The 24,333-nt window shown below is 45.8% G+C and carries 20 protein-coding genes; 5 read left to right on the top strand and 15 right to left on the bottom strand.

The features are described from left to right. Positions 1-23: 23 nt before the first annotated feature. Positions 24-1,736, bottom strand: a complete 1,713-nt coding sequence (locus AC3CIA_RS03130) for a class I SAM-dependent methyltransferase (RefSeq protein ID WP_146457573.1) — start codon at positions 1,734-1,736, stop codon at positions 24-26. A 269-nt stretch (positions 1,737-2,005) separates the two neighbouring features. Here AC3CIA_RS03130 and AC3CIA_RS03125 point away from each other — a divergent pair, with 269 nt between their 5' ends. From AC3CIA_RS03125 to AC3CIA_RS03110, 4 genes are all read left to right on the top strand, one after another. After that, positions 2,006-2,944 carry a hypothetical protein gene (locus AC3CIA_RS03125; RefSeq protein WP_065113463.1) on the top strand — a complete coding sequence of 313 codons (939 nt, stop codon included), beginning with the start codon at positions 2,006-2,008 and terminating at the stop codon, positions 2,942-2,944. 197 nt (positions 2,945-3,141) lie between these two features. Continuing rightward, a complete protein-coding gene (locus AC3CIA_RS03120) occupies positions 3,142-3,909 on the top strand; it encodes a 1-acylglycerol-3-phosphate O-acyltransferase (RefSeq protein WP_146457575.1) in 768 nt (255 codons plus the stop codon). A 177-nt stretch (positions 3,910-4,086) separates the two neighbouring features. Next, a complete protein-coding gene (locus AC3CIA_RS03115; protein WP_054548081.1) occupies positions 4,087-5,457 on the top strand; it encodes an MBL fold metallo-hydrolase in 1,371 nt (456 codons plus the stop codon). A 455-nt stretch (positions 5,458-5,912) separates the two neighbouring features. After that, a complete protein-coding gene (locus AC3CIA_RS03110) occupies positions 5,913-7,460 on the top strand; it encodes an alanine/glycine:cation symporter family protein (RefSeq protein ID WP_065206930.1) in 1,548 nt (515 codons plus the stop codon). Between the two features lie 145 nt (positions 7,461-7,605). Here the strand turns inward: AC3CIA_RS03110 and AC3CIA_RS03105 are convergent, their stop codons facing one another. The 5 genes from AC3CIA_RS03105 to guaB all read right to left on the bottom strand — a co-directional run bounded on the left by AC3CIA_RS03105 (position 7,606) and on the right by guaB (position 15,836). Beyond that, positions 7,606-8,199, bottom strand: a complete 594-nt coding sequence (locus tag AC3CIA_RS03105) for an acetate uptake transporter (RefSeq protein ID WP_010440610.1) — start codon at positions 8,197-8,199, stop codon at positions 7,606-7,608. Positions 8,200-8,793: 594 nt separating this feature from the next. Continuing rightward, complete coding sequence (locus AC3CIA_RS03100) at positions 8,794-10,344, bottom strand: Na+/H+ antiporter NhaC family protein (protein WP_146457577.1); 1,551 nt, start codon at positions 10,342-10,344, stop codon at positions 8,794-8,796. A gap of 274 nt (positions 10,345-10,618) precedes the next feature. Beyond that, the gene (locus AC3CIA_RS03095; protein WP_488518501.1) at positions 10,619-12,328 is read right to left on the bottom strand and encodes a chitinase; all 1,710 of its coding nucleotides are present in this window, start codon (positions 12,326-12,328) and stop codon (positions 10,619-10,621) included. Between the two features lie 288 nt (positions 12,329-12,616). Then, entirely contained in the window at positions 12,617-14,170 is a 1,554-nt protein-coding gene (gene guaA, locus AC3CIA_RS03090) for a glutamine-hydrolyzing GMP synthase (RefSeq protein ID WP_065206933.1), read from the bottom strand. Positions 14,171-14,372: 202 nt separating this feature from the next. Further along, positions 14,373-15,836 carry an IMP dehydrogenase gene (guaB, locus tag AC3CIA_RS03085; RefSeq protein WP_004735127.1) on the bottom strand — a complete coding sequence of 488 codons (1,464 nt, stop codon included), beginning with the start codon at positions 15,834-15,836 and terminating at the stop codon, positions 14,373-14,375. A 269-nt stretch (positions 15,837-16,105) separates the two neighbouring features. Between guaB and xseA the strand changes: the two genes are divergently transcribed. Further along, a complete protein-coding gene (gene xseA, locus AC3CIA_RS03080; RefSeq protein ID WP_029405079.1) occupies positions 16,106-17,452 on the top strand; it encodes an exodeoxyribonuclease VII large subunit in 1,347 nt (448 codons plus the stop codon). A 118-nt stretch (positions 17,453-17,570) separates the two neighbouring features. Here xseA and ureG read toward each other — a convergent pair whose 3' ends face one another. From ureG to urtE, 9 genes are all read right to left on the bottom strand, one after another. Then, positions 17,571-18,212, bottom strand: a complete 642-nt coding sequence (gene ureG / locus AC3CIA_RS03075; protein WP_004735125.1) for an urease accessory protein UreG — start codon at positions 18,210-18,212, stop codon at positions 17,571-17,573. A gap of 46 nt (positions 18,213-18,258) precedes the next feature. Then, entirely contained in the window at positions 18,259-18,939 is a 681-nt protein-coding gene (locus AC3CIA_RS03070) for an urease accessory protein UreF (RefSeq protein WP_428784816.1), read from the bottom strand. Between the two features lie 41 nt (positions 18,940-18,980). Further along, positions 18,981-19,577, bottom strand: coding sequence for a HupE/UreJ family protein (locus AC3CIA_RS03065; protein WP_488518500.1), 597 nt, complete (start codon positions 19,575-19,577; stop codon positions 18,981-18,983). 74 nt (positions 19,578-19,651) lie between these two features. Beyond that, positions 19,652-20,104, bottom strand: coding sequence for an urease accessory protein UreE (ureE, locus tag AC3CIA_RS03060; protein ID WP_488518499.1), 453 nt, complete (start codon positions 20,102-20,104; stop codon positions 19,652-19,654). 63 nt (positions 20,105-20,167) lie between these two features. Then, on the bottom strand, positions 20,168-21,871 hold the full coding sequence (gene ureC / locus AC3CIA_RS03055) for an urease subunit alpha (protein ID WP_488518498.1): 1,704 nt from the start codon (positions 21,869-21,871) through the stop codon (positions 20,168-20,170). 39 nt (positions 21,872-21,910) lie between these two features. Beyond that, entirely contained in the window at positions 21,911-22,246 is a 336-nt protein-coding gene (locus AC3CIA_RS03050) for an urease subunit beta (protein ID WP_004735120.1), read from the bottom strand. A gap of 11 nt (positions 22,247-22,257) precedes the next feature. Continuing rightward, on the bottom strand, positions 22,258-22,560 hold the full coding sequence (ureA, locus tag AC3CIA_RS03045) for an urease subunit gamma (RefSeq protein WP_488518497.1): 303 nt from the start codon (positions 22,558-22,560) through the stop codon (positions 22,258-22,260). 133 nt (positions 22,561-22,693) lie between these two features. Continuing rightward, positions 22,694-23,641 carry an urease accessory protein UreD gene (locus tag AC3CIA_RS03040; protein ID WP_171308767.1) on the bottom strand — a complete coding sequence of 316 codons (948 nt, stop codon included), beginning with the start codon at positions 23,639-23,641 and terminating at the stop codon, positions 22,694-22,696. Then, positions 23,638-24,333, bottom strand: a complete 696-nt coding sequence (urtE, locus tag AC3CIA_RS03035) for an urea ABC transporter ATP-binding subunit UrtE (RefSeq protein WP_171329508.1) — start codon at positions 24,331-24,333, stop codon at positions 23,638-23,640. Before urtE ends, AC3CIA_RS03040 begins: the two co-directional genes overlap by 4 nt.

Below are 24,333 nucleotides of genomic sequence, written 5' to 3'. Positions count from 1 at the left end.
GGGATAACTAGCCCACTTAATGTTCAGTGCCACTCACTAATCAACAGTCGGCTTTTTACACCACGTATCTGCAATCCCATTGCATCGAACACCTCTTCAAAGTCTCGACACTGTGCAGGGATGTTAGGTAACGAAAGAGCGGCTTCTGAAAAGAATTGTTGTTCAAAATGAGCCGAATCGTTCCAAGCGAGTTGCCACCACTCTAGAATCCGCGACTTGGACGAGCGAAGCTTTTCAGCCGTAGGAACTTTGTCACTTTTACTTAAGTTCTCTTTGCTTGTAGTAGGAAAGAGATTCCACTTATCGTTGTTTGGCCAGTAAGCGAAAGGCAAACAGTGATCAACGTGATACTCATTTTTTAATGATTTTCCACTCCATACGCTGACAATACCGGCACGATCAGTTCTAAGTTGCTCGACACGTTTACGCACATCGCGAGTATCATGCTTTTGATCGATCCATACCAAGCAGTCGTGATAAGTCTGTAGTGAGATACTTCGCTGTCGGTTCAACTCGAAGCGCTGCATCTCCATTACCCATTGGTTCACCACCAGCGGTTCAATCCAAGAGTGGTAGATTCTAAAGCACTCCCACAGGCTTTCATCGAGTATGAAATAACCAAAGCTTTCTAGGAACTCACTATCAATGATCAGCGATTCTCGGCTCTTCCGTCGTTTTTTAGGAGGGTATATATCGAATAGTCGGGTGTCTTTCGAGCCTTGATAAATAAAAGTCACAGGCCCTGATTTAATGGTGCTGATCGTTTGTGAAAATAGCTTTTGTAGAGCCTTAGCTTCATCGCCGAGAAACATAGCGCCTATCGCTAGATCATCAGCACTTAAGTGTTTGAGTTTATTCCATCCGTCCTCTTTTACAAACCCAAGTCCCTTCGTTGTGTTGCTATTTTGCTGAATCCCAGCGCCTTCTATGTCGATATCAATCAGTCGCTTAAACTGCCTAACCCAATACAGAGCAACCAAGCCCACTGGTAGAGAAATTTTCCCATCAGTTCGATCAATCACAGAGCCTGAATGAGCATCAGCAATTCGCAGTAATGTTCTCAACAAAGCCAACTTGTATGTCGCCGACTTGTTGTCATTCACAATAATGTGGCGCACCTTGTTCAAGTCGCCAGAACCATCATCTGGTAATGTCATCACAACGGTTTGCCACCACACTTCACTGCGGTTCAATGTATCTTGGCTATCATCGACATGACGAACCAACAAGGCGCTGTTTTTTGATAAACGCTCAAGCTCTTCAACCGAGACTTGATACCCTTGCCGACTGTCTTGAAACTCTCCATGACGTAGAGTGATCACCAGCTTGCCATTTGGAGCTAGCAAGTTAGACAACTTTCTAAATGCACGCTCTCGATGAGACGGAGCGAGATGCATCCAAACCGCACTGACCAATATCAAGTCAAAACGCATTCCGAGGTTTTCAGTGCGGCTAAGCGAGGGAAGTGAATCATCAATCCAGGTAACACTTGGGCCTGTATATTTCGAGCCTTGTTCGCGTAATGAAGCACTTGGTTCTATCGCAATAACATCAGCTCCGGCATTGTGCATCCATAACGCATCACGACCGCTCCCAGCACCGACATCTAGTACTTTATCGCCCTCTAAAGGCCAATAAGCTTGCCAGCTTTTATGCACCGTCTCGAACGTCACTGAGTTGTACTGTTCACAAAGTGTGTAAGCATTTTTATCGTAAAAAGAAATCGATGAGGACATATGCGCTATTAGAGTAAGGAGCCTATCTCAATAGTAATGGGGAGCTTGGGTGATTGCTAGCGGCACATGTAAGTTCAGCAACACGAATCGACATTAATCGTTAGTGACTGTTTTATATCAACATCTACCTAATGAGCTCATCAGGCGAGTCACATCTCGAATCAGTTTCGTCAGAAAAATAAAACAAACAAGGTGCAAGGCGACGTGCTAACGGAGATAATTGCTTTGATAATTAAACCAACCTCAAGCACCTAGCCGATAAAAGACTAATGACCACATACTCGTACATAGACATCCCATTTAACCTGCGCCACACCTGTTGGTTTTGTGGTGAACCTTCCAATGATGTTGTTGAATTCCCTAAGACTGCACAGGCTATTGCCAAGATAGACTATTCACCGATTGCACTGCCTGCTTGCAAGGAGTGCGCGAGTGTTAGGTATGCAAAGGATCTAACCTCAATTTGGGCTGTGCGCGATCAGATAAAACACGCACTCATCGATAAATACGCAAAGCACCTAGGGATTGGTGAGAACTGGACGGAGCAAGAGCTTATTGATTCAGATTTCTCTGGCTCGACGCTCGGTGGGTTTGGGCGCAGTGCTTGGAAGATGTATCAAATCGCCAAGCAGCGAATCGACTATAAAGGTTGGCCTTTGTCGGTTGATGACATTGTAATCGAGGCCTACGACGAAACCAGTGGCTTTGAATTCGACGGTACTCGTTATGCTTCAATCAATTCATGTATCGACTATTTCACCAAGGCTGCGGGCGTAGACAAAGAACTGCTATCGCAACTTGTCGACATCGTTTCAACAGACCGTTTTAGCTACGCACTGCGAATCGCCAAGCTGAATAAGAATGTCTCTAATACCAAACGCTCAGAGATCATCGAAGAGGTGTTACAGCAAGAGTCTGAGCAAGAAGAGATACAGCTTGAGCAAGCCAATTCACTGTTCAACCCAAATGTCGAAGAAGTCAGCATTTCAGGTTCGACGGCTCCGGTGTTCGCTATTCAATGGGCAATGATGAATAACGTTAAAGATTTAGCTCACCTTTGTTCACTCGAAGATGATTATTTTGACTATTTCGAACATCTTGGTGGCCCTGCAGCTTTCATGTCCTATAACGGCCTACAACTCTATTTAGAGTCGCGTCAAGATCCGGAATGGGTAGAAAAGTCGGATCCAAATAAACAGTATTGGTGAACATGCCTCGCTACTGGTGAACACGTGTAAGCTCGATGATCGTGTCAAACACCCATTGTTAGTCATTGTTTTATATAAAGATCTAAAAACAGCCCCCTACAACAGTTAATTGTTGCAATTCGGTTAAATAGAGTGAAAACTTCAAGCATCTAAAACTATTTAATCACTGCAATCTTGCGGTGAGTAAGGAGTGAATTGTGCTTGCTGTTCTTCGTATAATTTTGGCTACGGTGTTTATTATTTTCACCACCCTCTGTGCTTTTGTTTACTGCTTGTTTAGCCCCAAGAATCCCAAGCATGTGTACGTTTTCTGTCGTTGGTTCAATCAGCTACAAAAGATCGTCGGTGTAAAACTGGTGCAGCGCGGCCTAGACAATGCGCCAACGTCAGAAAAAAGCGTATACATCTCTAACCACCAAAGCATATTAGACTTTGTGACTGACCCAGGGATGCTAAGGCCTCGTACCGTTTCTTTAGGCAAGCGTGATTTGTTGTATGTGCCTTTCTTTGGTCTGCTGTATTGGATCACCGGTAACATCATGATTAACCGCGAAGATAAATCTAAAGCACGCGATACGATCAAGCAAGTGGCGGAAGCCATTCATCAGCGAGATCTGTCTGTTTGGGTTTACCCAGAAGGAACACGCAGTAAAGGGCGTGGATTACTGCCATTCAAAACGGGCGCTTTCCGAATGGCGATTGAAGCCGGTGTACCTATCACCCCTATGTGTACCAGCACCACGCACAATAAGATTGACCTCAACCGAGTTAATAATGGCATTGTGATCACTGAGATGCTTGAACCTATCGATGTGTCTGGATACAAGCTCAGCGATGCAAGAGAGCTGGCCAATCGCTGTCACGCAATTATGGCTGAAAAAATAGCAGAGCTTGATGCCGAAGTGGCTCGTTTAGAGGCTCAACAAAACCCAGAGCTGGATTCAGACCGTTCTTCTACGCGTTAATAAGGTAGTCACAGAGGGAACAGGAGCTAACTCGCAACGAATACACTGAGTCATCGCTCAGTTACTTAAAAAGACACTCAACGATCGCAACTCTCATTGTTCTTGTTTTACATGCCGGCGCTTATCCGCAAAATAAAAACAGGCGTTAATGGCTTTATAGAGCAATGGGAGTAAACGATGGAAGTGATTCACCATGGCGGCAAACATACCGTCACAGGATCTTGTCACGAATTAAGAGATTCAGGCCAAGCGGTACTCATCGATTGTGGCCTTTTTCAAGGTTTAGATCTTCAAGGTAAAAAGCTTCAAGGGGAAGACGCACGCCCTCTTGATATTGAATTTGAAACGTCCCACCTTAACGCTCTGCTGCTGACTCATACTCACATTGATCATATTGGTCGATTACCTTGGTTACTCGCCAGTGGCTTTAACCAACCGATTTATTGCACTCAGGCGACGGCTGAACTCGCTCCTTTAATGATTGAAGACGGCTTAAAACTGCAAGGGCTCAGCCATAAACAATCCAAACTCATCCTTAAAAAAATTCATTCGTTGATTGCTCCCAAGCCTTATGGAGAGTGGTTTCCAATTGTCTCTAAACAGCAAAACGACGGAAGGGATCATCATAGGCCAAATACTCTGTATGCTCGTTTTCAAACTGCTGGGCATATCTTAGGCTCCGCCTATATTGAGCTTAAGTTACCAAACCAAGAAGTGGTGGTCTTTTCAGGCGACTTGGGCCCAAGTAACACGCCACTGCTGCCGGATCCAAAACCACCACAACAAGCCGATTACCTATTTATTGAATCCACTTATGGCACCAGCACGCACGACGATATTGCAACACGCTCTGAGCGTCTCAAAGCAATTATTGACCGTTCACTACTCAATGGTGGTGTCATCCTGATCCCGGCATTTAGTATCGGAAGAACACAAGAACTGTTGTTTGATATTGAAAACCTGATCTTTGAGCATCAACTCAGCGCCGATATTCCTATCATCCTCGATTCGCCTATGGCAGAGAAAGTAACGCGTTCATACCGACGCTTTAAAGAGTTATGGGGTCAAGAAGCTAAACAGCGCCTAGAGCTGAAACGTCACCCACTCGCTTTTGAGCAATGCATTACCGTTGATGGGCATAGAATGCACAAGAAAATCGTCAATCGTCTTAAGTCGACAGGTGAACCCGCAATTGTGGTCGCAGCTTCTGGAATGTGTCAGGGCGGCAGGATCATGAACTACTTATCGGCTTTGCTTCCAGATAAACGCACCGATTTGATTTTAGCGGGCTATCAAGCACACGGAACGCTCGGGCGCGAGTTGCAACAAGGTAAAACACAGGTTTTTATTGATAACAAAGACGTTGAGGTTAATGCTCAAATTCATGGCATGTCTGGCTACTCGGCTCATGCCGATAAAGAGGATCTCAACCGATTTATAGCAGGAATTTCCGTTCCACCAAAAGAGCTGCATTTGATACATGGCGAACCAAATACTCAGTCTGAGTTCGCTCAAGAACTACAGGCGCGAGGGTTTGTGGTTGTTTGAAACACGCATCAAACTAGCCACTTTTACTCAGTAAACATTAAGGCCAGAATTATCGAGCCTTCAAAGGCACAGTTTCTTAGACCTGCGAGATCACTCGATGAAGGTGATATATTCCAATCAAATCCATCTCGCCACTCATATATCAGCCGTTCATGCTAATCGGTTTTCACCGCTGTTTTTCTCGATTTTGTCTCTTCTGCATGGCTCAAATTTCCATTTTTGTATTAATCACTATTTATTCACTCTGCAAAACGCCAGAAAATACATACAGTTGCATATGAAGTTAAATGGAACGATTATCGAATTAGAACTAAGCGTTAACAAACCTCCTCTGTAACTTGCTTTATGTCACAGTAATCCTAATGCGCAGTTAAATAATTTAACACTTGGGTTACAAGTGAAGTATTGTGTTGTTCGAAAAACAATCATAAGTAAAACTAACAGGGAAAATACTCATGCAGTCATTCGTTGATTTTTTGAATGGAATAATCTGGAGCCCAGTACTTATCTACCTATGTTTAGGTGCAGGTTTGTTCTACTCCATCATGACTCGATTTGTTCAAATCCGTCACTTCTTTGAAATGTGGCGCTTGCTACTATCAGGTAAAAGCTCTACAAAAGGCATCTCGTCTTTCCAAGCTCTTGCCGTTTCGCTATCTGGCCGTGTAGGTACAGGTAACATTGCCGGTGTTGCTGCCGCTATCGGTTTCGGTGGTCCGGGTGCAGTATTCTGGATGTGGGTTGTAGCCTTCTTTGGCGCCGCGACTGCTTACGCAGAATCTACGCTAGCGCAAATCTACAAAGAAGAAGACGAAGGCCAGTTCCGTGGTGGTCCGGCTTACTACATTGAAAAAGCGATGGGCCAGAAGTGGTACGCATGGATCTTCGCTATCTCAACTATTTTTGCATGTGGTATTTTGCTTCCAGGTGTTCAGTCAAACAGTATTGGTAATGCTGTAGAAGCTGCATTTGGCTCAGGCGACATGATTGAAACAGCTATCGGTACATTCAGTTTCGCTAAAATTTTCACTGGTACTGTTGTTGCTATCATCCTTGCTTTCATCATCTTTGGTGGTGTTAAACGTATTGCGAACTTCACACAAATTGTTGTTCCATTCATGGCATTGGCTTACATCATTATCGCGTTCGTCATCATCTTGCTAAACATCGGTCAAGTGCCAGCTGTTTTCGGAATGATTCTTGGCGATGCATTCACACCTATGGCGGGCTTTGGTGCTGCAATTGGTTGGGGTGTTAAGCGTGGTGTTTACTCAAACGAAGCGGGTCAAGGTACTGGTCCTCACGCGGCAGCGGCGGCAAATGTAGATCACCCAGCTCAACAAGGTTTGGTACAAGCGTTCTCTATCTACATTGATACTCTTCTAGTATGTTCTGCTACAGCGTTCATGATCATCATCACTGGTGCTTACAACGTTCACGGCGGCGCTGAAGGCGTGTTCCTTGTTCAGAACCTAGCAGCAAACATTGGCGCGAATGGTCCTGTATTTACACAGCTTGCTATTGAAAGTGCACTACCAGGCATTGGTAAGCCATTCATCGCATTTGCTCTGTTCTTCTTCGCATTTACAACGATTCTTGCTTACTACTACATCGCAGAAACGAATATTGCTTACCTACGTCGTACCATCAAGATCCCTGGCATGATGTTCGTACTTAAGCTTGTTCTTATCACTGCGGTTTTCTATGGCACAGTCAAAACAGCTAACCTTGCATGGGCAATGGGTGATGTTGGTGTTGGCTTGATGGCATGGTTAAACATCGTAGGTATTCTGATCATCTTCTTCATGTCTAAGCCAGCGCTTAAAGCACTTGCTGATTATGAAGAGCAACAGAAACAAGGCGTAACTGAGTACACATTTAATCCTGTAAAACTAGGTATCAAAGGTGCTACTTACTGGGAAGAGAAGTACAAGCGTAAAACAGGTAAGTCTCCTGAAGCAGAAGCTGCAGACACTAAACCTGTAGAGCAACCTTCAGCTTAAGCTTTCCTTAGCAAATAGATCGCTTTAACAAATAGCGCTATTAATAACGCATAAAAAAGGGGTTAGCCATTTCGGCTAACCCCTTTTGTTTTATTCATAACCAATAAACGGCTTATAACAAACTAACTGTTCCCGAGTTAGAGTATTAAGCAGCGATTTCTTGTGTTGCCATTTGAGGTGCTTTCTTCTCACCGATAGGCAGTACTGTACGGCCGTATTCGTTGTTGATTACTTGTGCCATTGCAAAGTAGATAGCTGAAGCGCCACAGAAAATACCTTCAAAACCAGCGATAGTGCCGATTAGTTCACTGCCAGTGAAATCACGAGCTGCAAGTAGGAAGAACAGGATCGTTAGTGAACCGAATACTACTTGCTTCGCTACTGGGTAACATAGAGAACCGATGAACATGAAGCCTGTGAAGATGCCCCATAGTAGTAGGTACCAACCCATGAATGCAGCAGGGCTTGCTGGAAGACCCATGTAAGGCATCACGATCAAACCAACTAGAGATAACCAAAATAGGCCGTATGAAGTAAATGCTGTCGTACCGAACGTGTCACCACGTTTGAAACACATAGTGCCCACGATAACTTGGCTCAAACCACCGTAAAAAATACCCATTGCAAGAATCATAGAATCGATTGGGAAGAAACCTGCGTTGTGGATATTAAGAAGAATAGTGGTCATACCGAAACCCATTAAGCCTAGTGGCGCTGGGTTAGCTAGTTTGGTGGACATTGCGAATTTACCTTATTAAAGTGGTTGATTAAAAAAAAACGATAAAAATTATCAGAAAATTTTAATCTATAAACCGTACAACTAGGTAATCCAGTTATCGCAAACTAAGATTGTACAAATGATCTTATGGAAAATTAGTTTCATAACCAGCTTGTTTAATTCACCGAAACTATCAATAAACAGATTCCCTATCACGCTATAAAAAAGATGCGAGTAACGAGATACGAGATGCGAAAAAGTCTTTAGATTCGATTAAGCGGGATACGAAGAGCGTGTTTAGATTGAGTAAGCGAGAAACTAAATAGCAAACACGAGTAATAATAAGACGAGCTTTTCGTTACTCGTTTACTCGCATCCCGTATCTACTCATTAGAGCGTCATTCCAGAATCGAGGAACGAGATATCTGGAATCTGCCTTTCAATATATACACCAACAGTAAACGCGAGAGATTCCCTACTACGCTCATACCTCGCTATAGGGAATGATGGATAGAGTAAGGAATATGAGGTATAAAGTGACGAACGATAGGGAGCGAGCTTTTCGCTACTCGTTTACTCGCATCCCGTATCTAGTCTCTCATTTGTAATCTTAAATTACGCTTGTTGAACTTTAGAATCAGACACTTGAGATTGAACTTCTGAAGAAGCGTTTTTACTTGCATCGCGCTTAGCTAACAGAGTCACAAGGATAAGCTGAGCAACAAGCGCACCTAGAACCACCCATGCACTTCCAGTAAAGCCTGCCACGACAAAACTAACCAAAGCGATAGAGCCGTTCATCAATGCATAAGGTAGCTGCGTCTTAAAGTGTTCAAACTGGTCACACCCTGCCCCTGTTGAAGAAAGAATCGTTGTTTCAGAGATCGGTGAGCAATGGTCACCAAACAAACCACCAGACAACACAGCGCCAATTGCGACGAGTAGCGGTGCGTCAATCGCAATCGCGGTTGGAATAACCAATGGCATCATTATCGCGAAGGTTCCCCACGATGATCCTGTAGCGAATGAAATAATCGCCGACAACAAAAAAGCGACCGCTGGTACTAACCAGTATGGAAAGCCGCTCTGTGCTTGCTCGGCGATATAGGCCGCTGCACCTAGCTCTTTACCGACTGTGCTTAACGCCCACGCCAATACTAAGATGATCGCTACGGGCATCATGTTTCCCATGCCTTTTAAATACACTGAAACACCATCAGACAGTTTTCTTACACCGTAGTAAGCCATGAGTGAGATCAAGGTAATCGCCGCAAAGAAATAAGCCGATGATAAAGCAGCTCTGAACGATGAACCCGCGACCTTTTGAAACGGGAAGCCTTGTGGAACTAACATGGCACACAACACCACCAGCATCACTAACAATGGAGCCCAAACAAAAGATGCCTTTGCATTTTTATGCGAGAACGGATTCAGTGAGTCGCTATTCACGCCAGTATCGATTCCCGCTTGGCAATCACGCTCGGCTTTTGCCATTGGCCCAAAGTCTAAACCTTTAACGGACACTAACGGGACTATGAAAATCGCTAGGAATGCGTAGAACTGAAAAGGAATCGCACCGATGAAGGCATCCCAATCAGACATGTTGACATTCAACGCCGTGAGTTCTTTTTGAATCAGACTCATGATGTAAACGCCCCATCCAATGAAAGGGATAAGAATAGCAACGGGCGACGAGGTTGAGTCGATGATGAATGCTAGCTTCTGTCTTGAGAGTTTCAGTTTATCGAAAAGGGGACGAAAAACAGGGCCAACAATTAAAGGGGTGCCTAAGTCTGAGAAAAATATAACGATTCCACCAAACCATGCTGAGATTTGAGCTTGGCATTTGTTGCTTACCCATTGAGTAACACGCTTGGCAAATGCAACGCCACCACCTGATTTCTCCATCAGAGCAACAAAGCCACCGATGAACACCAACAGCATGATCACACCTGCGTTGTAGCTGTCGGTAAGTTGAGGGACTAGGTAACCTTTAACCATAGTACCAAACGTATCAAGCGGGTTAAGTTCGCTAAACATACCAGTAAGCATCGCAACGCCACTGAGTACACCAGCAAAAAGGCCTATCACCACATTCCTTGTCGCCAACGACAACACCAAAGTAATCACAATGGGGATGAGTGACGTGATATCTGTCTGTTCCATAGGTACACCTTAACCCTAAAATAAAAAGAATAAATATAAATTAAATTTGAATATAAATTCACAACCACCATTTGTACAGAACTTTATCCTCTAACTGGATAATTAGTCTTTAAATGCGCTTCAACATAGCCAAATAGACCAATAGCCCTGCTTAGATAGCCAAGTTCGAAACGAAAAAAAGCCGAAAGTAGAAACTTTCGGCTTTTGATTATTTATATCATTATGGTCGTACTACTGAACTCGTCGGTTAGACCGCTTTTCAGTATTCAGACGATCAATTACAGCTAATTTCATCCCAGAACCAATTCGACTGAACCGGGCTTTCCCATACACCCGGGCCGTTTTTAGCCACGAAACACTTGCCGTTATGTGTCACCTTGTCACCGTTACTCACTTGGCTAACGCCCGCTTGCCATGTGATAAACACCGATGGATCAACGACGACAGGCGGCTCAGTAACAGGCGGTTCTGTGATTGGTGGGTCTACCGGAGCAGGATCGACAGGTGCAGGGTCAACTGGCGATGGATCTGTCACGGGTGGAGTTGGCTCTCCAGTAACCAATTTCCAAGGGCCACCATTGGCAGGGTCATCCCCTTGTGTCCACCATTTCGCTTCGTAGGTTGCACCGTTGTGAGTAACTTGGTCGCCAGCGTTATAAACCTTAGTCGCACTCCAACCATTACCACCCGGATCTGTCCCAGGATCTACCGGATCAAGCTTATCGACCACTTTAACTTCTGGCCAGCTCGCATGAGAACCATAAAAATTGGTCACACACTTCTCGTAATCTCCAGCAACCAAGGCAGAGTATGCAGTTTGGAAACCAACAAGTTCACATTCAAATGAGTACCCTTCAGGACGGTCTGCGTAGTATTTCCAGTTGCCATCCCAGTTGGTGTACAACACATCGGTTGCACCGTTGAGGTTCAAGCTTCCGTAAGGCGTTTGCTGCCAACATGTATTAGCTTCATCCGCCTCTACAGGAATTTCATAATGCGCCGCTAACCCTTCCCAATAACGAATACGGTTAACGGGTTGGCCTTTGTCTTTATTTTGCTCGCCACACTCGATACCGCCATTAATCACGTTGATCGTGGTACCAAATCCATAACCAATTCCCGCATCCAATTCACGTTGAGATGGTGTCCAAGTACGGTCAATAACATGCAGCATTGCAGGCTTAGGTGCTTGTGGGGTTAAGAAGAACCAAATAGCAGAAGCTAAGTTCAACCATGAATCAGCAACCAAACCTGGATTATTCAATAGAACCGTTGCATCGCCATCGAACATCACTTCAGAGAACGCGCCGTAGTTAAAATGGTAAGAAAGCTGTTTAGCACCACGCCCGAAGTAGCCCTGCCCTGCCGCACATGGCCAGCGCGCATTCTGCCAGTCATTCTGGCCACACCCCGTGGTGTAACCTTCTTGGCCTTCTGACCAGCCCATTTCACGAACATGCACCAGCGCTTGCTGCCACTCTTCTAGCGCTAATGGGTTATCAGAGGTGTTGTCTATCGCGATGTGCCCGCCCGTCTCTTGAGAGAAATGAGCAAAGGCCGTGATGATGGATTTCTTACAGATGGCGTCGGAGTCACGGCCATCGGTGTACTCTCCACAGAAGGCTGGGAATTTACCAATCGCGCGTAAGAAGCGAGTGTATGTGTATTCAGGTGCAGCCATCTGAGTGAGGAAGTCCCATTCAGATTGAGGGAACACACGCTCGACTCGTTTCACGTTTTCAGGGTTAGAGGCTAAACCCGGCTCAATCGCTTCAACAATACTGTTGGGACGAGTTTGTAATGCTTGTGACCAGATCGCATACATAGGATCGGCTGTTTTCGCTTGTTCTGCAGCTTGTAATGCCGACTTTTCAACAAGGTAACCATTCGGGTTTTGCGGATCAGGTTGAATGTTCAAAGACGCGTAACTGTGTGCTGCTAAAGTGCAGCCAACTACTGTCGCCAAATATTTGATTTTTAACATGATGGATTCTCTTATCTGTCCTTAATAAGTCCATCAAAGAGTATGCGGCGCGTGGGAAATGACCTAGTTGTTGCGGTATGAATTTATAAAAAGTGCGAGTGATAGTTTTATGTATAGTTAAACGTAACAACGCGTCTCATACTTTCTTGAGCTGATATCTAGTTTCCAACTCATTCGGTTTCTAGCGGTTATATATAGCTCTTTAATACCCAGAATCAGAAAGAAAAAAGCCCCGAACTGAGTTCGAGGCTTAAGATCTTAATCAAAACTGGTTAAATCTCTAAGAGATTATTCCCACTCGATAGTTGCTGGTGGCTTACCAGAAATATCGTAAACAACACGTGAAATGCCGTTAACTTCGTTGATAATACGGTTAGATACCTTACCCAGGAAGTCGTATGGTAGGTGTGCCCAGTGAGCAGTCATGAAGTCGATAGTTTCTACTGCACGTAGAGATACAACCCAATCGTACTTACGGCCATCGCCCATTACGCCAACTGAACGTACAGGTAGGAATACCGTGAATGCTTGAGATACTTTGTGGTAAAGGTCAGCAGCGTGAAGCTCTTCAATGAAGATAGCATCAGCACGACGCAGTAAATCACAGTACTCTTTCTTCACTTCGCCAAGTACACGAACACCTAGACCTGGACCCGGGAATGGGTGGCGGTAAAGCATATTGTATGGAAGACCAAGCTCTAGGCCGATCTTACGTACTTCATCTTTAAACAGTTCACGTAGAGGCTCAACAAGGCCCATTTCCATATCATCAGGAAGGCCACCAACGTTGTGGTGAGATTTGATTACGTGTGCTTTGCCAGTCTTAGATGCTGCAGACTCGATTACGTCTGGGTAGATAGTACCCTGAGCAAGCCATTTAGCATTCTTCAGTTTCTTAGACTCTTCGTCGAAGATATCTACGAATACGTGACCGATGATCTTACGTTTCGCTTCTGGTTCAGCTTCGCCTTCCAGAGCGTTAAGGAAACGATCTTCAGCATCAACTTTAATGATGTTAAGGCCGAATTTGTCACCAAACATGTCCATAACCTGCTCGCCTTCGTTTAAACGAAGAAGGCCGTTATCAACAAATACACATGTTAGTTTGTCGCCGATAGCGCGGTGAGCAAGCATCGCAACTACAGATGAATCAACACCACCAGAAAGACCAAGGATAACTTCATCGTCACCTACTTGTTCTTTAATACGTGCAACTGCATCTTCAATGATAGACGCTGAAGTCCACAGACCTTCACAACCACACGCGTTAAGAACGAAGTTCTCAAGCATTTTCAGGCCGTTTTTAGTGTGCGTTACTTCTGGGTGGAATTGAACACCGTAGTATTTCTTATCTTCGTTTGCCATTGCTGCGTATGGACAAGTGTCTGTCTCTGCGATTTTTGTAAAATCAGCAGGGATTTCAACCACTTTGTCACCGTGGCTCATCCAAACATCTTGAGTCGTCTCAAGGTCAGCGAAAAGTGCAGATTCACCCGTTACTTGTACCGCTGCGTAGCCGAACTCGCGCTCAGTAGACGTTGCTACTTTACCGCCAAGTTGCTCAGCCATCGTTTGCATGCCGTAGCAGATACCGAAGACAGGAACACCTGAATCAAATACGTACTGAGGTGCACGTGGAGAATTCTCTTCCGTAACACTTTCAGGGCCACCAGATAGGATGATACCGTCTGGATTGAATTCACGAATATCCGCTTCTTCTACGTCCCAGCTCCAAAGTTCACAGTAAACACCGATCTCACGAATACGACGAGCTACTAGCTGTGTGTATTGAGAACCGAAGTCCAGAATTAGAATACGTTGGTCATGAATATTTTTAGTCATTGTAAGCAGTCTTATTGGCTATGTGATAAAACGGAGGCGAGTTTACTCACCTCTGATTAACTCTTCAAGAAATAAAGCAAACGTTTTCGTTAGATATCTTTAACCACGTGTTTTGAGAAAATCGGACTTTTAACAAAACAGACGGTAGATAAAATAATGTGCCGACTAAATCAGCACATTATTCAAACGTTTGGACGTATTATTAACCTAAACGGTAGTTAGGTGCTTCTTTCGTGATTTGAACATCGTGTACGTGAGATTCTTTCATGCCCGCACCAGAGATACGAACAAACTCAGCTTTAGTACGCATATCTTCAACAGTTGCAGAACCCGTTAGGCCCATGCTTGAGCGTAGACCGCCCATCTGTTGGTGAACGATCTCTTTTAGACGACCTTTGTATGCGATACGACCTTCAATACCTTCTGGAACAAGCTTGTCTGCAGCGTTGTCAGATTGGAAGTAACGGTCAGAAGAACCTTGAGACATAGCACCAAGAGAACCCATACCACGGTAAGACTTGTAAGAACGACCGTTGTAAAGGATAACTTCACCCGGTGCTTCTTCAGTACCCGCGAACATTGAACCAACCATCACACAAGATGCGCCAGCAACGATAGCTTTACAGATATCGCCAGAGAAGCGGATGCCGCCATCTGCGATTACTGGAATACCGTATTCGTTAGCCACTTCAGCTGCGTCTGCGATTGCTGTTACTTGAGGAACACCAACACCAGTAACGATACGAGTCGTACAGATTGAACCCGGGCCGATACCTACTTTAACCGCACTAACACCCGCTTCGATAAGAGCACGAGCGCCAGCGCCGGTTGCTACGTTACCACCGATGATTTGTAGATCAGGGTATGCAGCACGCGTATCACGGATACGGTTAAGTACACCTTCAGAGTGACCATGTGAAGAGTCGATAAGTAGAACGTCTACGCCAGCTTCAACAAGCGCAGCAACGCGCTCTTCGTTACCAGCACCAGCACCAACAGCTGCACCTACACGTAGGCTGCCGCGCTCATCTTTACAAGCGTTTGGTTTACGTTCTGCTTTATGGAAATCTTTTGCAGTGATCATTCCAGTTAGCTGGAAGTCATCATTTACAACAAGAACTTTTTCAACGCGCGCTTCGTGCATTTTCTCTTGAACTTCTTCACGAGTTGCACCTTCTTTAACAGAAGCAAGGCGAGCTTTAGGCGTCATTACTACATCAACTTTCTTAGAAAGGTCAGTCACAAAGCGAACGTCACGGCCAGTAATAATACCAACAAGTTCGTTTGTTTCAGTAACAACAGGGAAACCGGCGAAGCCGTGTTTTTGAGTAAGGGCTACAACATCAGCGATTGTCGCGTCAGGGTTTACAGTCACAGGGTGAGAAACCACACCTGCTTCGTAAATTTTAACCTGGCGAACCATTTCAGCTTGCTGTTCAATAGACATGTTCTTATGAATGAAGCCTATTCCGCCTTCTTGTGCCAGTGCAATCGCTAGGCGAGCTTCTGTCACAGTATCCATCGATGCAGAGATCATTGGGATGTTTAGGGAAATATTCTTCGTCAGCTGAGTGCGAAGATCAGCTGTATTAGGGAGAACGGTGGAGTGTGCTGGCACTAGCAGTACGTCGTCGAATGTCAGCGCTTCTTTGGCAATTCTTAGCATTTGCAATATCTCACAATAATAGGAGTAAAAAGAAACAATCCAATCTCATCGTTTCGCCTAATGAGGGCAGCCAATTAAGGAAAATCAAACTGCATTTGGATTAGATATTGCGGACGGATTATACGGCCAACGAAATCGCTTGGCTACACATTTTTGTATTTTTAATTTGCATTTACCCCCTTGCTATGTATTATATTGCCGCTATCTTCCATACTCACGCCCTGTGAGATTCCAAGAAAGACCTTCCTTCAAGGAAAGATAGTGCTTCTATGACTAATCCAAACATCTTTACTGTTTCTCGCCTCAACTCAGAGGTTCGTCTCCTATTAGAAAACGAAATGGGAATAGTCTGGCTCGTTGGTGAAATCTCAAATTTCTCTGCACCTGTCTCTGGTCACTGGTACCTCACGCTTAAAGACTCTCGCGCTCAAGTTAAGTGCGCTATGTTTCGTGGCAATAATCGCCGTGTGACTTTTAAGCCTCAGAACGGTAATCAAGTTTTAGTCAAAGCACGTCTGTCTCTTTATGAGCCACGCGGTGACTATCAGCTGATTATCGAAAGCATGCAGCCAGAGGGTGATGGTAAGCTTCAGCAAGAATTTGAAAAACTTAAGATGAACTTGGCGGCGGAAGGCTTGTTCGCTCAATCCAGTAAGCAGATTCTGCCAGAACATCCTAAGTGCGTCGGTGTCATCACCTCTAAAACCGGCGCAGCCCTCTTCGATATTCTCGATGTTCTCAAGAGACGCGACCCTTCATTGCCAGTCATCGTGTATCCGACCATGGTACAAGGTGAAGGAGCTTCGATTCAGATCGCTCAAGCGATTGGACGTGCCAATGAGCGCAACGAGTGTGACGTATTGATCGTGGGTCGTGGCGGCGGTTCATTAGAAGACTTATGGTGTTTCAATAACGAGATCGTCGCTCGCACCATTGCAGCAAGCCAGATCCCGATTATCAGTGCCGTTGGGCATGAAGTCGATGTCACTATCGCGGATTTCGTGGCAGATATGCGAGCTCCAACGCCATCAGCAGCCGCTGAATTGGTTAGCCGTGACAACAGTCATAAAGAGCAAGCTTATGCGTCTAAACGTGCTCGTTTAGTGAGTGCGATTCGTCATGTGCTAATCAAACAAGCACAATCAACTCAAACGTTGAAATACCGTTTGGAGAAACAGCACCCGAGCTACCAACTGCAAAAGCAGAGTCAGCAGCTTGATGACTTAGACATGCGTTTACGTCGTGGTATGACTCAATACCTAAAGCAACATGCACAGCGTGTTGAACGTAAACAGCACCAGCTTCAATTAAACTCACCAGTAAAGCGCCTTGGTGAACAAAAACTGCATCTACAACGTTCAGAGCAAAAACTATTGGATGCAATGGATAAAACACTGCTAACCACTCGCCACCAGCTAGCCATGGCTGCCGAGAAGTTAGAGACCGTTAGTCCACTTGCAACCCTAAAGCGTGGCTACAGCATTACTCATTCAGCATCGAGTAAGACCGTGTCATCGATTAATGACGTCGAAGTAGGTGAAGTGATCACCACTCAAGTTGAAGATGGCGTGATTGAATCGCAAGTGACAACAAGAGTCGCGAAGAGCGAGCTTTAGATTCAACTAGGACGTTAAAAATCATTTAAAACCAGAAAGCCCTATCGAATAATCGACAGGGCTTTTTTGTATCTATGGCTTCAAAAGAAAACGAGCAGATTCAAACTCTACTCCCTACTCACGACTCAGTCGTAGAAGGCTCCTTCATGGTTAGCATCCCTTCTGTCACGATAAAGTTGATGATGAAGTCTAAGCCTTGGCTCTCTTTTAGGTTGGTGAACACATATGGCTTGGTTGGTCGCATGCGCTGCGTGTCTTGCTCCATCACCTCAAGCGACGCTCCTACATATGGTGCTAAATCGATCTTGTTGATGACTAGCAGATCAGAACGCGTAATACCCGGCCCACCTTTACGTGGGATCTTCTCCCCTTCCGCCACATCGATTACATAGATAGTAAGGTCGGCTAATTCAGGACTGAACGTGGCACTCAGGTTGTCACCACCGCTTTCGACGAATACCACATCGAGGTTCTTGTGTAACTTAGCCAGCTCTTCTACTGCCGCGAGGTTCATCGACGCATCTTCACGAATCGCCGTGTGCGGACAGCCACCCGTTTCTACACCAATAATACGATCCGGTTCTAGAGCCTCTGCTCGCGTAAGTATCTTGGCATCTTCTTGGGTGTAGATGTCGTTGGTTACCACGGCAATGTTTAACTTGTCGCGAATCGCTTTACATAGCACTTCTAATAGCGCTGTTTTACCAGACCCTACCGGGCCACCAATACCAATTCGAAGGGGTTGCTTATAACTTTCCATTGTCTACTTCCTTATATTCTTTTTACTACACCGTTCTAGCTGGCCGCTACGAACGAAATAGTCGTGTGTATTGTGTTTCGTGCAGTGAGCTCGCTAATGCCATCGAAGGCGAAAAGCTCCCTATCATCCAATCTTCTATCGTGCGTGCTTTCTCAATGATCTCGGGAAACGTGTTGGTGATATTAATCAATGCCAACTGCCCATCGGTTTGTCCCAAAGGCACCAGTTTCACGCCTGCGGTAACGATATTTTCAAGCCAGCTCCATAAGTAACCTTGCTTGAGACTTTCTAAATCAATGCTCCAATGCTGAGCCGCCATACACATGCCCAACAATTGGTTTGGATGACTATCAACAGAATCCACCAGCGAAATATCGATATCTAAGCGCTTCAACAAGGTGTTCAATGCATGCCCGCGCTGCTTTTCTTCCGCTCGTAATTCACTGGTTTCGCGGCTTGAGTATAAGTAGTTACACCAATGCTCAATCTCATCGATTTCACCCTTTTCTAGAGCATGATAAAGACGCTCTAAGATGGGTAATTCCAAGGTCGCGACACTGGAACTAACAATGGTATTAAGCCACTGTTCCATGCTATCGCGATTGGTCACCCACCCCGCTTCAACCGCTAACTCTAAGCCTTGCGAATAAGTGAAACCACCAATCGGCAACGATGGACTGATCAATTGAAAGAGACGATAAATGGCGACATTTTCTGTTGTGGTCATACTCTTGCTCTCTGTCTTCTAGAATCGAAAAGTTCGAGAGCTTACGCGCCTAACAACAATAGTGCGCTTGCTGAAGCCACACCGACCGACATCCATTTAGAGAAAACCGCGCGGCCAACAAAAGTACCGATAACCATTAATGCCAGAGCACTGATGCTCATACCGGTTGCGAATTGAGTCAGATTACTCGCGGCTTCAACACCGTGTGCGTAACCATGGAGAAACAACATAGCGATGGAAGCGACTAATACGCTGTTTACACGCTTGGTTGATGGTGAGAATACGTGCCATAAACATAAGCTGACGACGAACAGAGAAGCGATAATGGCTGGCTCAACAATTACAGAGAAACCTAAGGCTTGGCCTGCAATAAGCCCTACCACTAAAGACGCCAATCCACCGCCAATCTGAGCGGCTTTTATCTTGGTTGAAAACGACAGTGCGCCAATTAATAGACCGAAAGCGATCAGCATAATCAGATGATCCATGCCTGTCACCGGGTGAGTTAAGCCAGACATAAATGAGTGGGACTCATGAACCGAGTGAGATCCATGACCAGGGTGAGCCAAAGCCAATGTTGATGTTGTTAGAGAAGTTATGGTGAAAGTGCATAAGCCTGCAGCTGTTTTAAAGTTCATCGCGAGTTCCTTGCGTTTATAGTTATTAATATTTGTTGTTATATAAATCGTTTAGTGAGTCATCAATGACTCGATTAATGATGGTGATGATGACCACCTGAGCGACCGCCATAAGCGCCGCCTTCTGGTTCAAACGGTTGTTTCTCGGTAGTCACTTTAGCGCCTAAGCCTTCAACCATTTCATCCAAAACATGGTCGTGTTGATAACGAACCCAACCCGCTTCCACTTGCAACGGAACATGACGGTTACCAAGGTGGTAAGCCACTCGCGTTAGCAGGAGCAGGTCTTCACAGTAAACAGTCGAAACGGTTTCAGGTGCCGCTTTCACTTCCACGATCAAGCCACATTCACTTGAGAGTTGTTCGCCGCCACGCAAGATATGACCTCGTGGTAGAAACAGCCCTGCATTGCGCCCATCATCTAGCATCACCTTAAGACGGCTTTTGATGCGGCTATCGATCGGTAGGCTTAGAAAGCCATCTGGAGCCGTGTTCAACTCGGCTTGAATTTGAGTAAGTTCAATCATGCTATTACCTCAATCTCCTTGTGAGATTTATAACGTTCAAAATAAGAGCCTTCAGCCGAGCTCTTAAAATAGAAAATATCTTTGAGCCATTGGCAGTTCTTCAGCTGGTTCACACGTCAGTAATTCCCCATCGGCGCGCACTTGATACGTCTGAGAATCCACCTCAATTTTTGGCATCCAATCGTTAAGCTTCATGTCGGCTTTGCTGATGTTCCGGCAGTTGCTCACTACGCCAATCAAGCTCTGTAAACCCAGTCGCTTATCGATGTTCTGCGCTTTGGCTTCCTTAGAAACAAACAGCATTGATGTGTTCTGACACGCCTTACCATAGCTACCAAACATAGAACGATAGTGAACTGGCTGAGGGGTTGGGATTGAAGCGTTTGGGTCACCCATCGGCGCCATGGCGATCATGCCGCCTTTCAAAATTACACTCGGTTTCACACCAAAGAAAGCGGGCTTCCACAACACTAAATCCGCCAGCTTTCCTGCTTCAATAGAGCCGATTTCATGAGACATACCATGAGTGATCGCTGGGTTGATGGTGTACTTAGCGACATAGCGTCTTAATCGGAAGTTATCGCTGTAGTCTGAATCTTCTTTTAGGCTGCCGCGCTGAACTTTCATCTTGTGCGCGGTTTGCCAAGTTCGAGTTATTACTTCACCCACTCGCCCCATAGCTTGTGAATCCGAAGCGATCATCGAGAACGCGCCTAAGTCATGAAGAATGTCTTCTGCGGCAATGGTTTCACGGCGAATACGCGATTCGGCGAACGCAACATCTTCAGCAATCGATGGTGAAAGGTGATGACACACCATCAACATATCTAAATGCTCATCGACGGTATTGATGGTGTAAGGTCGTGTTGGATTGGTTGAGGAGGGCAAAACGTTCGGCTCACCTGCAGCACGAATAATATCGGGAGCATGACCACCGCCCGCACCTTCGGTGTGATAGGTATGAATCACGCGATCACCGATTGCGCCAAGTGTCGATTCAACAAAACCAGACTCATTCAAGGTATCGGTATGAATCGCGACTTGTACGTCCATTTCATCGGCAACGCTCAAGCAGGTATCGATTGAAGCGGGTGTGGTTCCCCAGTCTTCGTGCAACTTCAAACCCACAGCACCTGCCGCTACTTGTTCGCGTAGAGCTTCTGGCTGACTGGCATTGCCTTTGCCTAACAAACCAAAGTTCATCGGGAATTGATCGAGTGACTCCAACATGCGGTGCATGTTCCAAGGCCCCGGCGTGCATGTGGTCGCGTTAGTACCTGTGTTTGGTCCCGTGCCGCCGCCGATCATGGTCGTCACACCTGACGCCAGTGCTTCTTCAATCTGTTGTGGGCAAATAAAGTGGATGTGCGAATCAATGCCACCAGCAGTCAGGATTGAACCTTCACCTGCTAAAATCTCCGTGCCCGGGCCGATCACAATATCAACGCCCGGTTGAACATCTGGGTTGCCCGCTTTGCCCAATGCCTGAACGCGGCCATCTTTGATGGCGACATCGGCTTTTACGATACCCCAGTAATCCAACACAATCGCGTTAGTGATCACCAAATCTGGAGTTTCGGCACTTGGACGTTGGCTTTGCCCTTGTCCATCACGGATAACTTTGCCGCCGCCGAATTTCACTTCGTCGCCGTATACCGTGTAATCCTTTTCAACTTCTAGCCATAAATCGGTGTCAGCAAGACGCACTCGGTCACCGACTGTTGGCCCAAACATTTCGGCATAAGCCTGTCTGGATATCGTCGCCATGTTCAATCCTTTGTTATTTTCATTATTCCGTGGGAGCGCTTAGAGCTTGCCCATCACTTTTCCTTGGAAGCCATAGATCTCTAACTTACCGGCGTAACGCACTAACTCGACGCTGCGCGACTGACCCGGCTCAAAGCGGGTTGCAGTACCTGCAGGGATATTGAGTCGAAAGCCTTTAGTAGCTTCTCGGTCAAAGATCAGCGAAGGGTTTGCTTCATAGAAGTGATAATGAGAGCCAATTTGAACAGGACGATCGCCAATGTTTTGCACCTTAACGGACGTTGTGTCGCGGCCTTCATTGAGAGTGATGTCACCGGGAGCGGTTTCGACTTTTCCGGGAACGAATCCTGAGTATTGCTTTGTGGAACCAGCCATATTACTTCTCCCTACACGATAGGTTCATGAACGGTCACCAGCTTGGTGCCATCAGGAAAAGTGGCTTCGACTTGTACATCAGGGATCATGGAAGGGATCCCCTCCATAACGTCATCGACAGTAAGCAGTGTGCGTCCAAAATCCATCAACTCTGAAACGGTTTTACCCTCGCGGGCACCTTCGAGAATGGCAATGCTGATCAGTGCAATAGATTCTGGGTAGTTGAGTTTTAAGCCTTTTTGTTTGCGCTGCTGTGCCAGCATTCCTGCGCAGAAGATAAGTAGCTTATCTTTTTCTCTTGGTGTTAATTCCATTTAGCCGCCCGCTGTTAGTGTTGTTTTCTTAGTGCTCAAAAACACATGAGCAGTAAGTGGGATTCAATCACAGCAAGCTTGAAAAAATGTACCTAGGGTCGGAAGTCACCCTAGGTACAAAAAGGGCTAATCGCTAAGTCGCCCAAATCCTTGGTAAATCAGGAGTCGTACCACATAAATGAGAGCGAGTTGCTTGCCATATCTGACCAAAGGCCTGGAGGATGTCTTCACTCCAATTACCCAAGGCTCGCACCACAATCAATCCTTCTATCTGAGTCACGCCCAATATTAATGTGGGTTCACTCGACGCTTTTGATGTAACTGATTGCTGTGAAGCTTGCTGTGTAATAGATAAGAGCAAGCTCTGTACCAACTCTAAATCTTGCTTCTCATTTGAGGTGATATAAAAGGTTCCCATCATTGAATAATCAAGTAACCCCATATTTATCATTAACTTATCGCCACCGTGAAAATTAAAACCTTCAGTCAGAAGCCTTTGATTATCAAGATAGATTTCTGTTTTCCCAACGAGGTGACCATGCTCGAATCCCTCATTCTGTGCAGGGCGTCCAAAACAGTGCATCTCCCAACCCCAAAACTGTGCACCCTTTTCTAGGCGAATTTCAGTGTCTAAACGAACGTGTGCATTCGGGAAAAAGATGTTCTCTTGCGGCATCCATTCCAAGCGTGCACCTTTCTTCACTCGTAGGGTCTGCTTCTGCTTGGCGTACTTGTTATTTGAGCGATAAAACTTGGTCGCACCGGGTGTGGTGATCAACGCATGCGCACCGCTTTCGATGGTCGCTTCAATATTGAGAGTGTCACCACCTACCACTCCGCCGGGGGGATGAAGTAAGTAGGTGTGACACGTTTCCCCATCAGGATACAAGGGACGTTGCACCGCAAGCGGACCAGACTGCTGGCGATTCTTTAATACGGTTTTATCACCACGGTCGACAAAGGTGAGGTTTAAACTCGCTTGCCAACCGTCTCGGATATCTTGCTCGATGGTCTCATTCAGAGACAACACTCCCGCTAAAGAAGTGTTTATTGCTTCACTCGAAGAATATAGAGAGCTCATACGGTTAGGTACTCCTTAATCAAAGACTCATTGAGCCCTTTCATTTCTCCTTCAGCTACCTGACGACCACGGTCGAGAATGCAAAATCGGTCACCGACCTTTCTCGCAAATGGCAGCTTCTGTTCAACAAGCAGGACTGTGAGTCCCATCTTCTCGTTGAGCATGCGAATGATGTCACCAATCTCTTGCACGATATTGGGCTGAATACCTTCGGTCGGTTCATCCAAGATCAATAGCTTTGGATTGACCACCAGCGCACGCCCAATCGCCAGTTGCTGCTGCTGACCACCAGATAAGTCACCTCCGCGACGATGCAGCATCTCTTTTAACACTGGGAATATATCGAAGATGAGCTCAGGGATCTTACGGTCGCCCTTTTCTCGAATCGGCAAGCCTACTTCTAGGTTTTCTTGAACCGTGAGCATCGGAAAGATCTGACGACCTTGCGGCACATAACCGATACCTTGGCGCGCACGCTCTTCAGCGTCGGTTTTCAGCAGCGACTCACCCGATAATGAGATATCACCGCTTTCGACCTTAACCAATCCCATGATGCATTGCAGCAACGTCGTTTTACCGACACCGTTTCGTCCCATTAACACTGTGCACTTGCCTTCAGGGATCTGCATATCCAAATCCCACAGCGTGTGGCTCTCACCGTAATATTGATTAACTGATTTAACCTCTAGCAT

It is taken from the genome of Vibrio sp. QJM3NY_27 (assembly GCF_057785955.1).
This window is presented reverse-complemented; position numbering and strand designations above follow the sequence as displayed.